Source organism: Burkholderia sp. RF7-non_BP4 (genome assembly GCF_001521935.1).
Classification (GTDB): Bacteria; Pseudomonadota; Gammaproteobacteria; order Burkholderiales; family Burkholderiaceae; genus Burkholderia; species Burkholderia diffusa.
The window spans coordinates 186,681-201,186 of sequence record NZ_LOTA01000035.1 but is presented as its reverse complement, the minus strand read 5'-3'; the positions used below and the strand labels follow the sequence as shown (position 1 = coordinate 201,186).

The following is a 14,506-nucleotide window of genomic DNA, read 5'->3' as shown; positions in this document are numbered from 1 at the left end:
GCGTCTTTGCTAAAATTCAAACCATGTCAAAGCCTTCCGATCGCATCAATCTCACCAACCAGTTCCTGATCGCCATGCCGAACATGGCGGATCCGACGTTTTCGGGAACGGTGGTCTATCTTTGCGATCACAGCGAGCGCGGCGCGCTCGGCCTCGTCATCAATCGTCCCACCGACATCGACCTCGAATCGCTGTTCAACCGCATCGACCTGAAGCTCGACATCGAGCCGCTGCTGCACATCCCCGTGTACTTCGGCGGCCCGGTCCAGACCGAGCGCGGCTTCGTGCTGCACGAGCCGGTCGAGGGCGCGAACTACAACTCGTCCATGTCGGTCGAGGGCGGGCTCGAGATGACGACGTCGAAGGATGTGCTCGAGGCGGTCGCGACGGGCACCGGCCCGAAACGCTTCCTGCTGACGCTCGGCCATGCAGGCTGGGGCGCCGGTCAGCTCGAGGAAGAAATTTCCCGCAACGGTTGGCTGACCGTGGCCGCCGATCCCCGCATCGTGTTCGACACGCCGGCCGAGGAGCGCTTCGAAGCCGCGCTTGGCCTGCTCGGCGTCAGCTCGTCGATGCTGTCCGGCGAAGCAGGGCACGCATGAGTGGCGCGAGCGCGCGCGATGCGACGCTCCTGGCGTTCGACTATGGCGAGAAGCGGATCGGCGTCGCGATCGGCAATGCGCTGACGCGCTCGGCCCGCGCCCTCGTCGTGATCCCCAACCTGAACCGCGAGCACCGCTTCAAGGCGGTCGGCGAACTGCTGGCCGAATGGCGGCCGGACGCGCTCGTCGTCGGCCTGCCGATGCATCCGGACGGCACGCCGCACGAGATGACGCAGCAGGCGAAGCGCTTCGGCAACCAGCTGAACGGCCGCTTCGGGCTGCCCGTCACGTGGGTCGACGAACGCTATTCGTCGGTCGAGGCCGAGGCCGGGCTGCGCGAGCGCAACGTGCGCGGGCGCGCACGTGCCGAGATGCTCGACGCCGAGGCCGCGCGCGTGATCCTTCAACAGTATCTCGATCAATTGTCCGACCATGAGCACCATTGACGCCGACGCGCTCTACCGCGTCCTGCTCGACCAGATCCGCGACGCATACGGCACGGCCTTCGCCGAGCCGGGTGGCCCGCGGCTCGCCGGCATTCACAGCGGCGGCGCGTGGCTCGCCGAGCGCCTCGCGCGCGATCTCGGCGCGCCGGGGTTCGGCGTCGTGAACGTCGCGCTGCATCGCGACGACTACGCGAAGAAGGGGCTGCACAGCCAGGCGAGCCCGACGTCGCTGCCGTTCGAGGTCGACGGCGCGCGCATCGTGCTCGTCGACGACGTGCTGTACACCGGCCGCACCGTGCGCGCCGCGCTCAACGAACTGTTCGACTACGGCCGTCCGGCCGTGGTCGAGCTCGCGGTGCTCGCCGATCGCGGCGGCCGCGAGCTGCCGGTCGCCGCGCGCTTCGCGGGCGGCACGCTCGACGTGCCGGCCGATGCGACGCTCGTGCTCGCGCGCGACGAGGCCGCGCAGCTGACGCTGCGCATCGAGGCGCACGGCGTCTGACCGAACCGCGAAACCGTATCCCGGGCCGCCGGTTCGTGCCGCGGCCCGTTTGCATAGTTGGAATCACGCACACCATGACCACCGACACCACTGGCCGCACCGGCAATCCCGCTGCGGCCGCGAGCCCCGAGCGGTTCCGCTACGGTTTCCTGAAGGGCAACCCGCAGCTCACGAAAAACGGCGAGCTGAAACACCTGCTGTCGATCGAGGGGCTGCCGCGCTCGATCGTCAATCACATTCTCGATACGGCCGAGCAGTTCGTCAGCGTGACGGACCGCGAGGTGAAGAAGGTGCCGCTCCTGCGCGGCAAGTCGGTGTTCAACCTGTTCTTCGAGAACTCGACGCGCACGCGCACGACCTTCGAGATCGCCGCGACGCGCCTGTCGGCCGACGTGCTGAACCTGAACATCAACGCGTCGTCGACGAGCAAGGGCGAGTCGCTGCTCGACACGATCAACAACCTGTCGGCGATGCATGCCGACCTGTTCGTCGTGCGCCACGCGTCGAGCGGCGCGCCGTACCTGATCGCCGAGCACTGCGCGCCGCACGTGCACGTGATCAACGCCGGCGACGGCCGTCATGCGCACCCGACGCAGGGCCTGCTCGACATGTACACGATCCGTCACTACAAGCGCGACTTCACGAAGCTGCGCGTGGCGATCGTCGGCGATATCCTGCATTCGCGCGTCGCGCGCTCGGACATCCACGCGCTCACCACGCTCGGCGTGCCGGAAGTGCGCGCGATCGGCCCGCGCACGCTGCTGCCGGGCGGCCTCGAGCAGATGGGCGTGAAGGTGTTCCACAACCTCGACGAAGGACTGAAGGGCGTCGACGTGATCATCATGCTGCGCCTGCAGAACGAGCGGATGAGCGGCGCGCTGCTGCCGTCCGCGCAGGAGTACTTCAAGACCTGGGGCCTGACGCCCGAGCGCCTCGCGCTCGCCGCGCCCGACGCGATCGTGATGCACCCGGGCCCGATGAACCGCGGCGTCGAGATCGACTCGCAGGTCGCCGACGGTCCGCAGTCGGTGATCCTCAACCAGGTCACGTTCGGCATCGCCGTGCGGATGGCGGTGATGGGCATCGTCGCCGGCAACAGCGACTGAGCCCGCCTTCGCGCATCCTTATTCACGCAATCAACGCATTCACAGACAGCGCATGAAGATTCATATCCAAGGCGGCACGCTGATCGACCCGGTCGCCGGCACCGAACGGCAGGCCGACGTATTCGTCGCGGACGGCAAGATCGCCGCGCTCGGCACGGCGCCGGCCGGTTTCAACGCGGAGAAGACGATCGACGCGGCGGGCCTGATCGTCGCCCCCGGTCTCGTCGACCTCTGCGCGCGGCTGCGCGAGCCGGGCTACGAGCACAAGGCGACGCTCGCGTCCGAGATGGCCGCGGCCGTCGCCGGCGGCGTCACGACCCTCGTATGCCCGCCGGACACCGACCCCGTGCTCGACGAGCCGGGCCTCGTCGAGATGCTCAAGTTCCGCGCCCGCAACCTCCACCAGGCGAACGTCCATCCGCTCGGCGCGCTCACCGTCGGCCTCAAGGGCGAAGTGATCACCGAGATGGTCGCGCTGACCGAGTCGGGCTGCGTCGGCTTCACGCACGCGAACGTGCCGGTGCGCGACACGCAGGTGCTGCTGCGTGCGCTGCAGTACGCGAGCACCTACGGCTACACGACGTGGCTGCGTCCGCTCGACGCGTTCATCGGCCGTGGCGGTGTCGCCGCGAGCGGCGCGCTCGCGTCGCGGCTCGGGCTGTCCGGCGTGCCGGTCGCGGCCGAGACGATCGCGCTGCACACGATCTTCGAACTGATGCGCGTGACGGGCGCGCGCGTGCACCTCGCGCGCCTGTCGTCGGCGGCCGGCCTCGCGCTCGTGCGTGCGGCGAAGGCCGAGGGGCTGCCCGTGACGTGCGACGTCGGCGTGAACCACCTGCACCTGATCGACGTCGACATCGGCTACTTCGATTCGCAATTCAGGCTCGACCCGCCGCTGCGCGGCGAGCGCGATCGCGAAGCGATCCGCGCGGCGCTCGCCGACGGTACGATCGACGCGATCTGCTCCGATCACACGCCGGTCGACGACGACGAGAAGCTGCTGCCGTTCGCCGAAGCGACGCCGGGCGCGACGGGGCTCGAACTGCTGCTGTCGCTCACGGTGAAGTGGGCCGATGAAACGAACACGCCGCTCGCGCAGGCGCTGCGTCGCATCACGGCGGCGCCGGCCGACGTGCTGCAGTTGCCGGCGGGCCGTCTGGCCGAAGGCAGTGCGGCCGACCTGTGCGTGTTCGACCCGCGCGCGCACTGGCGCGTCGAGCCCCGCGCGCTGAAGAGCCAGGGTCACAACTCGCCGTTCCTCGGCTACGAACTGCCGGCCTGCGTGCGCACGACGCTCGTGGCGGGGCAGGTCGCGTTCGAGCGCCACTGAACCACGCCGGATCCTCGCCATGACCGCTCTTCGCAAGCTGCGTCTCGTCTTTCACCTGTTGCGCGGCATGGCGATCGTCGCGCTGCGCTTTTCGCATGTCACGCCCGCGCGTCGCGCCGAGATGACGCGCCGCTGGTCGCTCAAGATGCTGCGGATCTGCGGGATGCGCCTCGTCGTCCACAACGACGGCGCGCGGCTCGACGCGAGCGCGCTCGTGGTCGGCAATCACGTGTCGTGGCTCGACATCTACGCGATCAACGCATGGCGGCCGACGCCGTTCGTGTCGAAGGCCGAGGTGCGGCAGTGGCCGGTCGTCGGCTGGCTCGCCGAGAAGCTCGACACCGTGTTCCTGCAGCGCGAGAAGCGTACCGAGGCGATGCGGATCATGCACGAGATGGCCGAGCGCCTGCGCAACGGCGGGCTGATGTGCGTGTTTCCGGAAGGCACGACGTCGGACGGGCAGTCGCTGCTGCCGTTCCATGCGAACCTGTTCCAGGCGTCGGTATCGGCCGGCTGCTCGGTGCAGCCGATCTGCCTGATGTACGAGGACGCGCAGCGGCGGCAGTCGGTCGCGCCGGCGTATACGGGCGAGCTGTCGCTCGGGATGTCGCTCGACATGGTGCTGCGCGGCGGCCCGCTGGTTGCGCACCTGTACGTGTGCGAGCCGATCGCACCGGGCGGTGACCGCCGCACGACTTCGGCGGCGGCGCGCGACGCGATCGCGGCTGCGCTCGAAGCGATGCAGGCGAAGGTCGGCAAGCCATCGCCCGAGTCGCTGGCGGAGCTCGAGCGGCACGCATATCCGGCAATCGAAGTCGGCGGCGGTGCGGCAGGCGATGCGGCGGCCGAGGAGCCGGTGCCGGGGCGCGAGGGTTGATGCTTCATTCCGCCCGCGCGTCTCGCGTGCGGGCTACTCGCCGCCCGGCGTGCGGCACGCTTCGCACTGAACTTGCGTGACCGTGCGCTGCGCCGGGTCGGCCGTCAGTCGTACGGCCGACAATTGATTTCCCCATACGCACCCCGAATCGAGCGCGACGACGTTGTCGCGCAGCATCAGGCCGAGCGCGGCCCAGTGGCCGAACACGACCGTCACGTTTTCGGTGCGGCGCGCCGGTACGTCGAACCACGGCAGGTAGCCGGGCGGGGCGGTGTCCGGGCCGCCGTTCGCCTTGAACTCCATCGCGCCGTCGGGCGTGCAGAACCGCAGGCGCGTGAACGCGTTGAATGCGACGCGCATCCGGTCGCGTTTTTTAAGGTTCGGACTCCATTGGTTCGGCTCGTTGCCGTACAGGCCTTGCAGGGTGTCGCGCCAGTCGGGCGCGCGCAGCGCGCGTTGCAGCTCGTCCGCGAGTTCCAGTGCGAGCGTGGCGTCCCATTGCGGCAACACGCCTGCGTGGACGAGCAGCATGTCGTTTTCGAAATGGGCGAACGGGCGGTGGCGCACCCAGTCGAGCAGTGCGTCGGCGTCGGGCGCGTCGAGGATTTCGCCAATCGTGTCGCCCGGGCGTTCGGTGCGGATGCCGGCTGACACCGCGAGCAGATGGAGGTCGTGGTTGCCGAGCACGACGGTCGCGCGCGGGCCGAGGTCGACCAGCGCGCGCAGCGCGGCGAGGGAGTCGGGCCCGCGGTTGACGATGTCGCCGGCGATCCAGAGCGGGGTGTCGGCGGGGGGTGAAAGCTTTTCGAAGAGCGACTGGAAAGCTGAATGACAGCCTTGGATGTCGCCGATGGCGATGGGGGTAGGCGGCATGAGAGGCAGTTGTTACAGGTTTTGATACCGAATGGAAAAAGGCACGACGGCGGAAGCGCGCATATGCACAACATTGTGCCAGTTTAACGTATTGATTTAAAACATCATTTCATTCGTGCTGCCGAGTGCGGATCACTGTTTCAAGTTGTTAGCAGCATGGCTTTTGCGGAGGCTTGCTTCCTATAATTGCCGCTTCCTCGACAAAATTAGCATTTCATGACTTTGACGGTCACGGTGAGAAGTTAGAATTCCCGCCTTGAGCGACGCGTATGTTGATGCCGTCGCTGTTCGAAATGATGGCGGCTCGTGCTTGAGGCCTGCCGCGTATGACTAGAGGGAGCCTCATGATCCTGGTGACGGGTGGCGCGGGTTTTATCGGTGCCAATTTTGTACTCGACTGGCTGCGTCAATCCGACGAGGCCGTGCTTAACGTCGACAAGTTGACCTACGCCGGCAACCGTCGCACGCTGCAGTCGCTGGACGGGAACCCGAAACACGTGTTCGTACGCGCCGACATTTGCGATCGCGCTGCGCTGGATGCGCTGTTCGCGCAACACAAGCCTCGCGCAGTCGTGCATTTCGCTGCGGAAAGCCACGTCGATCGCTCGATTCACGGGCCGGCGGATTTTGTTCAGACAAATGTGGTCGGCACGTTCACGCTGCTTGAAGCCGCCCGGACATACTGGAGCGGCTTGGGCGAAGCAGAGAAATCGGCCTTTCGTTTTCTGCACGTGTCGACGGATGAAGTGTTCGGCTCGTTGTCGGCGACCGATCCGCAGTTCTCGGAAACCACGCCGTATGCACCGAACAGCCCGTATTCGGCAACGAAGGCCGGCTCCGATCATCTCGTGCGCGCCTATCATCATACGTATGGCCTGCCCACGCTCACCACAAACTGCTCGAACAACTACGGCCCGTACCAGTTCCCCGAGAAACTCATTCCGCTGATGATCGCCAACGCGCTCGCCGGCAAGCCGTTGCCCGTGTACGGCGACGGCCAGAACGTGCGCGACTGGTTGTACGTCGGCGACCACTGCAGCGCGATTCGTGAAGTGCTCGCGCGCGGCGTGCCCGGCGAGACGTACAACGTCGGCGGGTGGAACGAGAAGAAGAACCTCGAGGTCGTGCATACATTGTGCGATTTGCTCGACCAGGCGCGCCCGAAGGCGACCGGTTCGTATCGCGATCAGATCACCTATGTGACGGACCGTCCCGGCCACGATCGCCGTTATGCGATCGATGCGCGCAAGCTCGAGCGCGAACTCGGCTGGAAGCCCGCCGAGACGTTCGAAACCGGTCTCGCGAAGACGGTGCGCTGGTATCTCGACAACCAGGTGTGGGTCGATGAGGTGGCCTCGGGCGAATACCTCAAGTGGGTTGAAACCAACTACGCAGAACGCGCTTGAGGAGTCGATCGATGGCACGTAAGGGCATCATTCTCGCCGGCGGTTCCGGCACGCGTCTGTATCCGATCACGCACGTCGTATCGAAGCAGCTCCTGCCGGTGTATGACAAGCCGATGATCTATTACCCGCTCTCGACGCTGATGGTCGCGGGGATTCGCGACGTCCTGATCATTTCGACGCCGCAGGACACCCCGCGCTTCGAGTCGATGCTCGGCAACGGCAGTCAGTGGGGCATGAACATCGAGTATGCGGTACAGCCGTCGCCGGACGGTCTTGCGCAGGCGTTCATCATCGGTCGGGATTTCGTCGGCAACGATCCGTCGGCGCTCATCCTCGGCGATAACATCTTTTACGGGCACGATCTCGCGAAGCAACTCGAGCGCGCATATGCGGCAGAGGCAGGGGCTACGGTGTTTGCCTATCACGTGCACGATCCCGAGCGTTATGGCGTCGTCGAATTCGATGCGTCGTTCCGTGCATTGTCGATCGAGGAGAAGCCTGTGAAGCCGCGTTCGAACTATGCGGTCACGGGGCTGTATTTCTACGACAACCGCGTGTGCGACATCGCAGCCGACATCAAGCCGTCGGCGCGAGGCGAACTGGAAATCACCGACATCAATTCGCGATATCTCGCGGATGGTGCGCTGAACGTCGAGATCATGGGGCGCGGCTATGCATGGCTCGATACGGGTACCCACGATTCGCTGATCGAAGCGGCGAGCTTCATCGCGACGCTCCAGAAGCGGCAGGGCCTGGTCGTGGCGTGCCCAGAAGAGATTGCGTACCGCAGGCACTGGATCGACGCGGAGCAGGTGCTGAAGCTGGCACAGCCGCTGTCGAAGAACGCCTACGGGCAGTACCTCCGGAACCTTCTCACGAATCAGGTCGCATGGCTATCCAAGTAACGGCAACGGCGCTACCCGAAGTCAAGGTCATCGAACCGAAGGTATTCGGCGACGCGCGCGGTTATTTCTACGAGAGTTTCAATGCGCGCGAGTTTGCCGAGCAGGTGGAGCCGGGCATTGTGTTCGTGCAGGACAATCACTCGCGTTCGTCGAAGGGCGTGCTGCGCGGACTGCACTATCAGGTCCGGCATGCACAGGGCAAGCTTGTGCGCGTGGTGGAAGGCGAGGTGTTCGATGTTGCGGTCGACATCCGCAAGCACTCGCCGAATTTCGGCAAATGGGTCGGCCTCGTGCTGTCGGCCGAAAACCACCGGCAGCTGTGGATTCCTCCCGGCTTTGCGCATGGTTTCGTCGTCCTGTCCGATGCCGCGCAGTTTCTGTACAAGACGACCGACTACTGGTTCCCCGAGCATGAGCGATGCATCGTTTGGGACGACCCGGAAATCGGGATCGAGTGGCCGATCGATGCGGCACCGATACTGGCACCGAAGGATGCGGCCGGCAAGCGTCTGAGCGAGGCCGAAGTCTATGCGTGAGGGCGGCGTGCATCCTGAATCGACGATCCTCGTGACCGGCGTGAACGGCCAGATCGGATTTGAATTGCTGCGGGCGCTGCAGGGGCTCGGGCGTGTGGTTCCGTGCGACAGATCAATGCTGGACCTGACCGATCTGGATCGTGTGCGTGCGTTTGTCCGAGAGGTGAAACCATCGCTGATCGTGAACCCGGCCGCCTATACGGCGGTGGACAAGGCCGAGACCGACGTTGACGCCGCGCGGCGATTGAATGCAGACGTGCCGCGCGTCTTCGCCGAGGAGATGGTGCGTACCGGTGGCGCGTTGATTCATTATTCGACCGACTACGTGTTCGATGGCACGAAGCCGGGCGCGTATACGGAAACCGACGTGACGAATCCCGTAAACGCTTACGGCGCGACGAAGCTTGAAGGCGAGCAGGCGATCGCGGCAACGGATTGTGCGCATTTGATTCTCCGTACGAGTTGGGTGTATGGGCGGCGCGGCAAGAACTTCCTGCTGACGATGCTGAAACTCGGCCGCGAGCGGCCGGAATTGCGGGTCGTCGCGGATCAGGTCGGGGCGCCGACGTGGGCGCGGACGATAGCCGTGGCTACCTCGCACATCGTCGCGCAGCAAACCGTCGCGGAGGATGTCGCCGCGTGGTGGGCGGCGCGTTCCGGCATCTATCACCTGACTTCGTCCGGCGAGACGTCGTGGCACGGCTTCGCGCAAGCCATTTTGGGCACGGCGATGGGCGAACTCGCGCCGAAGGTATTGCCGATTTCCGCGAGCGAGTATCCGGTTCCGGCGAAGCGGCCCGCGAACTCGCGAATGGCGCTGGAAAAGCTGGCGCAGACGTTCGGCGTGAGGATGCCGGCATGGGACGACGCGCTGCGGCTCTGCCTGGGCGAGTAGGGTGCGTCGGCTATAATTCTGTCCCAACTAAGTTGGCCTAAACGGCTGATATTTTTTGCTGACGGACCGTTGAATCAGACGGCGAAAGGCAGTGAAAGCCTTCCTTTCGCGGTTGAAAAACCAAATCTGGAGTGAAAGTGATATTGATCCCCGTCATCCTGTCTGGTGGCGCAGGCACACGACTTTGGCCGGTCTCCCGTGAAGGACACCCCAAACCGTTCATGAAGCTTGCGGACGGCGAGAGCCTGCTCTCGAAAACCTATCGCCGGGCGGCAGCCGTGGTCGGCAATGAGGCGGGGGCGCAGCGCCGGGAAATTCTCACGGTCACCAATCGCGACTACTACTTCATGAGCAAGGACGAGTTCTCGGGCGTGAAGCTCGGCGAATCCGTGTCCGGTGCATTCATGCTCGAACCCGCGGGTCGCAACACGGCACCCGCAGTTGCAATGGCTGCCCATCACGTCGCGGAAAAATACGGGCGCGATGCGCTGATGCTGATTCTCGCGGCCGATCATCTGGTTCAGGATCAACAGGGTTTTTCCGCTGCGGTTGCGAATGCCGTCGAACTGGCGAACCAGGACAAGCTGGTGACGTTCGGCATCGTGCCGACGCGTCCGGACACCGGCTTCGGTTACATCGAGGCAGGGGAGGCGATCGGCGCGGGTCGGGCCGCCCTGCGCTTCGTCGAAAAGCCGGATGCCGACAAGGCGGCCGAATATCTTGCTGCGGGCAACTATCTGTGGAATTCCGGGATGTTCTGCTTCAAGGCAGGCGTCATTCTGGACGAAATGGCCCGCCATGCCCCGGACGTTGCCAAGGCAGCCGAGGCATGCTGGTCGTCGCTGAAGGAGAGCAACGCGTCGGCGCAGATGCTCGAGATTCCTTCGGAGTCTTTCGCGAAAATGCCCGATATCTCGATCGACTACGCGGTAATGGAGCGTTCGACGAACGTGACGGTCGTGCCGTCCAGTTTCGGATGGAGCGATATCGGCTCGTGGGGTGCGGTCCGCGACCTGGTTTCGCCTGACGCGGACAGAAACCGCGCGATCGGCGACGCGATCTTCATCGACAGCCGGAATACCTATGTGCAGAGCCAGGACCGTGTGGTCGCGGCCGTGGGTGTGGCTGACCTGATGATCATCGATACGCCGGATGCGCTGCTGGTCGCGCATCCCGATTGCGCGCAGGACGTGAAGCAGGTCGTGGCTCGCCTCAAGAAGCAGAATCACGAAGCATACAAGTTGCATCGCACCGTGAGTCGCCCGTGGGGGACTTACACCGTGCTGGAAGAAGGGCCTCGCTTCAAGATCAAGCGCATCGAGGTCAAGCCGGGCGCCAGCCTGAGCCTGCAGATGCATCATCATCGCAGCGAGCACTGGATCGTCGTGTCCGGCATGGCCAAGGTCGTGAACGGGGATCGGGAAATCTTCGTGCGTACCAATGAGTCGACTTACATTCCGGCAGGCCACAAGCATCGGCTCGAGAACCCGGGTGTGCTGGATCTCGTGATGATCGAGGTGCAAAGCGGCGAGTATCTCGGGGAAGACGACATCGTTCGTTTTCAGGACGTTTACGGGCGGGCGTGATGCTAGGGATGTTGAAAGTCCTCTGGGACTATCGCGGTTTCATTCTGGGTAGCGTCAAGCGGGAGTTCCAGTCCAAATACCGCAATTCCCTGCTCGGCGCGGCGTGGACCGTGCTCAACCCGCTTGCGATGATCGTCGTCTATACGGTGATCTTTTCGCGAGTCATGCACGCCCGTTTGCCCGGGGTCGACAGCACATTTGCGTACAGCATCCACTTGTGTGCCGGTGTGTTGCCTTGGGGGATGTTCGTTGAAATCGTCAGCAACGGCCAGAACACTTTCGTCAACAACGCGAACCTCCTCAAGAAGCTGAGTTTTCCGCGTCTGTGTCTGCCGATCATTGTCGTGATCAATGCGCTGGTCAATTTCGCGATCGTGTTCGGGCTGTTTACGGTGTTCCTGGTGATTACGGGCAATTTCCCTGGTCTGGCCTATTTCGCCGTCATTCCCGTGCTGACACTGATGACGTTGTTCGCCATCGGACTGGGCATCACGCTCGGGGTGTTGAACGTGTTCTTTCGCGACGTGGGGCAGTTCTTCGGGATCGTGCTGAATTTCTGGTTCTGGCTGACGCCGGTGGTGTACGCAGCCAATATTTTGTCCAAGTCCGCACAAGAGGCTTTGCGCTTCAATCCGATGGCGCCCGTGATCGAAGCCTTCCAGGTGATGATGGTGCAACACGTATGGCCGGACTGGTCGATGCTGCTGTATCCGCTCATATTGAGCATCGGGCTGTGTCTCGCCGGCTTCAGTTTGTTCCGCAAGCATGCGGGTGAAATGGTGGATGAACTCTGATGGGCACCATTACCGTTACCAATCTTGGCAAGGCGTACAAGCAGTATCCGACGCGGTGGTCGCGTCTTCTCGAGTGGCTGGATCCGCGTCGCAAGCCTCATCACACGCTGCACTGGGTGCAGCGTGACGTCAGTTTCTCGGTTCGCTCCGGCGAGGCGCTGGGTATTGTCGGCATCAACGGTGCCGGCAAAAGCACGCTGTTGAAAATGATCGTCGGCACCACGCAGCCGACCGTCGGCAGCGTGACGCGGACTGGCCAGATTGCCGCATTGCTCGAACTGGGAATGGGCTTCCACCCTGACTTCACCGGGCGCCAGAACGTGATGATGGCGGGGCAACTGCTCGGTTACAGCGTCGAGGAGATTGTCGCGTTGATGCCGGCAATCGAGGCGTTCGCCGAAATCGGCGAATACATCGACCAGCCGGTGCGCGTGTATTCGAGCGGGATGCAGGTGCGTCTCGCGTTCAGTGTCGCGACGGCCCGCCGTCCGGACATCCTGATCGTCGACGAGGCGCTCTCGGTCGGTGACGCCTATTTCCAGCACAAGAGTTTCGATCGCATCCGGGAGTTTCGGAAGCAGGGCACGACGTTGCTTATCGTCGCGCACGACAAGGCCGCGATTCAGGCCATCTGCGATCGCGCAATACTGCTGAATGCCGGGCGGCTGGAGATGGAAGGCACGCCCGAGGCGGTCATGGATTACTACAACGCGATGTTGGCGGACCACCAGGACCAGGACGTTCGTCAGGAAGTGCTCGAGAGCGGCAAGGTCCAGACGATTTCAGGTACGGGCGAAGTCACGATCGACAAGGTCACGCTGCTGAATCGAGACGGCAGGCCGATCGATGTCGCTCAGGTCGGACAGCCGGTGACGTTGCGGATATCCGCCGAATGTCGCGCGTCCGTGCAGGATCTGGTCATGGGCTTCATGATCAAGGACAGGCTGGGGCAGACGGTCTTCGGTACCAACACGCACAATCTCAAGTCCGACATCGGCGATGTAGCCGCGGGCGCGAATGCGACGGTCGATTTTGAGTTCCCCGCGAATATCGGCCCGGGCAGTTATTCGGTTGCCGTGGCGTTGCATACGGGCAGTACGCACATGCAGAACAATTTCGAGTGGAGGGATCACGCCCTCACATTCAATATGGTGAACGGCAACGTGAGCGAATTCGTCGGACTGACTTGGGTGCCGACGCAGGCGAGGGTGGTGTCGTGAGTGACAATTTCTACCGGGCCTTTGAAGAGCGCTATTACGCGCCCCGGGACCTCATCAAAAGCATTCGCAGACAATATCTGCCGTTCGTCGAGCCGCTGGCATCGATTTATCCGGGCGGCTGCACATTCGATCTCGGCTGTGGTCGCGGCGAGTGGCTGGAACTGATGTCCGAACAAGGTTTGACGCCTTTCGGCGTGGACCTGGACGCCGGCATGCTGCAAGCCTGCGAAGAGCGTGGCCTGCCCGCGACGCAGGGCGATGCGGTGGCCTATCTGAAGACGCTGGAATCCGACAGCCAGGTCGTCGTGTCGGCTTTCCACGTTGTGGAGCACATTACCTTCGAGCAGTTGCAGACTGTCGTGTCGGAGGCGTTGCGGGTGTTGCGGCCTGGCGGATTGCTGATCCTCGAGACGCCGAATCCGGAAAATATCGCTGTCGCGACGAACAACTTCCATCTCGATCCGACGCATCAGAAGCCGATTCCGTCGCTGTTGTTGTCTTTCGTGGTCGAGCACGGTGGATTCGAAACGGTGAAGACGCTCCGGTTGCAGGAGTCGCCGGCGTTGCGTAATCCTGATCATGCGGTGTCTCTGCTGGACGTGATACGGGGTGCGAGTCCCGACTACGCCGTCGTCGCTCAGAAGACTGCCAATCCGGAAACCAGGTCGAAGTTCGCACAGGTGTTCGCTGCTGAGTATGGTTTGTCGCTGGAGCAACTGGCGGATCGTTACGATGTACAAACCGAATCCGTGCGGATGCGGATGGAAAAGGCCGAGGCGGGCGTCGAGCGGTTGGACGAACTGGCTCGTGTGATCAGCGGGCAACTGCATCTGACCCAGGAGCGGCTTCAGTCCGTCGAAGCAGATCTTGATGCAGGGCAACGGCAGGTTATCGAAGACCGGCTCAAGCTTGCAGAGGAGCGGTGTCGGCATGCGGAGGAGTTGCGCCAGCATGCGGAGAACCAGCTTGGCGCCGTGGAGGCGCGGGCGCAACAAGCCGAAGCTCAGGCCCGGCATGCAAATGAAGTATTGCATGCCGTGCTGCACAGCACGTCCTGGCGCGTGTCGAAGCCGGTGCGCATGGTCGGCGTGCCGCTGCGCAGGCTGACGTCTGCAATCCGCGAAGGCAGGTTGATGTCAGGGGTCAAGACGCGAATCAAGGGCGTACTCAGAGTCGGAGCGGCTGAACTCGCAAAGCGTCCGGCATTGAAGCGTGCGGCCCTTCGGTTGGTGAGAATGAGTCCGGCCCTGGACCGTCGATTGCGCGCGGTCGTGACACAGTCGGCGAGCGTTGCGGTCAGCTCTCCTCTGTCTCAACGAGCGTTGCCGGAGTCGGTCCGTGAAGTGCTCGACGAGCTCCGGGCTGCCGCGCGCGCGTCCGAATCCCGGTGACGATGCTCGTAATCGAATAGATGGAACTGCTGTGCAC

Annotated in this window: 15 protein-coding genes; 14 read left to right on the top strand and 1 reads right to left on the bottom strand. The window is 63.7% G+C overall.

The genetic code is table 11. The annotated features are described in order from the left end of the window. Positions 1 to 23 precede the first annotated feature (23 nt). The 6 genes from WS49_RS16320 to WS49_RS16295 all read left to right on the top strand — a co-directional run bounded on the left by WS49_RS16320 (position 24) and on the right by WS49_RS16295 (position 4,863). Positions 24 to 602 (top strand): YqgE/AlgH family protein, encoded by a 579-nt coding sequence (locus tag WS49_RS16320; protein ID WP_006751106.1) that lies wholly within the window; start codon positions 24 to 26, stop codon positions 600 to 602. After that, positions 599 to 1,048, top strand: a complete 450-nt coding sequence (ruvX, locus tag WS49_RS16315) for a Holliday junction resolvase RuvX (RefSeq protein WP_059530402.1) — start codon at positions 599 to 601, stop codon at positions 1,046 to 1,048. The genes WS49_RS16320 and ruvX overlap by 4 nt, the downstream gene beginning before the upstream one ends. Continuing rightward, positions 1,035 to 1,550 carry a bifunctional pyr operon transcriptional regulator/uracil phosphoribosyltransferase PyrR gene (pyrR, locus tag WS49_RS16310; protein ID WP_059530399.1) on the top strand — a complete coding sequence of 172 codons (516 nt, stop codon included), beginning with the start codon at positions 1,035 to 1,037 and terminating at the stop codon, positions 1,548 to 1,550. The genes ruvX and pyrR overlap by 14 nt, the downstream gene beginning before the upstream one ends. A 74-nt stretch (positions 1,551 to 1,624) precedes the next feature. After that, complete coding sequence (locus WS49_RS16305) at positions 1,625 to 2,656, top strand: aspartate carbamoyltransferase catalytic subunit (protein ID WP_044846292.1); 1,032 nt, start codon at positions 1,625 to 1,627, stop codon at positions 2,654 to 2,656. Positions 2,657 to 2,708: 52 nt separating this feature from the next. Beyond that, on the top strand, positions 2,709 to 3,986 hold the full coding sequence (locus WS49_RS16300; RefSeq protein WP_059530395.1) for a dihydroorotase: 1,278 nt from the start codon (positions 2,709 to 2,711) through the stop codon (positions 3,984 to 3,986). A 19-nt stretch (positions 3,987 to 4,005) separates the two neighbouring features. Further along, entirely contained in the window at positions 4,006 to 4,863 is an 858-nt protein-coding gene (locus WS49_RS16295; RefSeq protein ID WP_059530392.1) for a lysophospholipid acyltransferase family protein, read from the top strand. A 33-nt stretch (positions 4,864 to 4,896) separates the two neighbouring features. On the opposite strand, the gene WS49_RS16290 is transcribed toward WS49_RS16295, so the two are convergent. Further along, on the bottom strand, positions 4,897 to 5,736 hold the full coding sequence (locus WS49_RS16290; RefSeq protein ID WP_059530389.1) for a symmetrical bis(5'-nucleosyl)-tetraphosphatase: 840 nt from the start codon (positions 5,734 to 5,736) through the stop codon (positions 4,897 to 4,899). 344 nt (positions 5,737 to 6,080) lie between these two features. Here WS49_RS16290 and rfbB point away from each other — a divergent pair, with 344 nt between their 5' ends. From rfbB to WS49_RS16250, 8 genes are all read left to right on the top strand, one after another. Continuing rightward, positions 6,081 to 7,142, top strand: coding sequence for a dTDP-glucose 4,6-dehydratase (gene rfbB, locus WS49_RS16285; RefSeq protein ID WP_059530386.1), 1,062 nt, complete (start codon positions 6,081 to 6,083; stop codon positions 7,140 to 7,142). An 11-nt stretch (positions 7,143 to 7,153) separates the two neighbouring features. Beyond that, positions 7,154 to 8,047, top strand: coding sequence for a glucose-1-phosphate thymidylyltransferase RfbA (rfbA, locus tag WS49_RS16280; protein WP_059530383.1), 894 nt, complete (start codon positions 7,154 to 7,156; stop codon positions 8,045 to 8,047). Continuing rightward, positions 8,032 to 8,583: a dTDP-4-dehydrorhamnose 3,5-epimerase gene (gene rfbC, locus WS49_RS16275; RefSeq protein ID WP_059530380.1), complete on the top strand. Its 552-nt coding sequence runs from the start codon at positions 8,032 to 8,034 to the stop codon at positions 8,581 to 8,583. The genes rfbA and rfbC overlap by 16 nt, the downstream gene beginning before the upstream one ends. Further along, positions 8,576 to 9,478: a dTDP-4-dehydrorhamnose reductase gene (gene rfbD / locus WS49_RS16270; RefSeq protein WP_059530377.1), complete on the top strand. Its 903-nt coding sequence runs from the start codon at positions 8,576 to 8,578 to the stop codon at positions 9,476 to 9,478. The genes rfbC and rfbD overlap by 8 nt, the downstream gene beginning before the upstream one ends. 140 nt (positions 9,479 to 9,618) lie before the next feature. Then, entirely contained in the window at positions 9,619 to 11,064 is a 1,446-nt protein-coding gene (locus WS49_RS16265; protein ID WP_059530548.1) for a mannose-1-phosphate guanylyltransferase/mannose-6-phosphate isomerase, read from the top strand. Further along, positions 11,064 to 11,858 (top strand): ABC transporter permease, encoded by a 795-nt coding sequence (locus WS49_RS16260; RefSeq protein WP_059530372.1) that lies wholly within the window; start codon positions 11,064 to 11,066, stop codon positions 11,856 to 11,858. The genes WS49_RS16265 and WS49_RS16260 overlap by 1 nt, the downstream gene beginning before the upstream one ends. Further along, complete coding sequence (locus tag WS49_RS16255; RefSeq protein ID WP_059530369.1) at positions 11,858 to 13,078, top strand: ABC transporter ATP-binding protein; 1,221 nt, start codon at positions 11,858 to 11,860, stop codon at positions 13,076 to 13,078. The genes WS49_RS16260 and WS49_RS16255 overlap by 1 nt, the downstream gene beginning before the upstream one ends. Beyond that, the gene (locus tag WS49_RS16250) at positions 13,075 to 14,469 is read left to right on the top strand and encodes a class I SAM-dependent methyltransferase (protein ID WP_059530545.1); all 1,395 of its coding nucleotides are present in this window, start codon (positions 13,075 to 13,077) and stop codon (positions 14,467 to 14,469) included. The genes WS49_RS16255 and WS49_RS16250 overlap by 4 nt, the downstream gene beginning before the upstream one ends. Positions 14,470 to 14,506 lie beyond the last annotated feature (37 nt).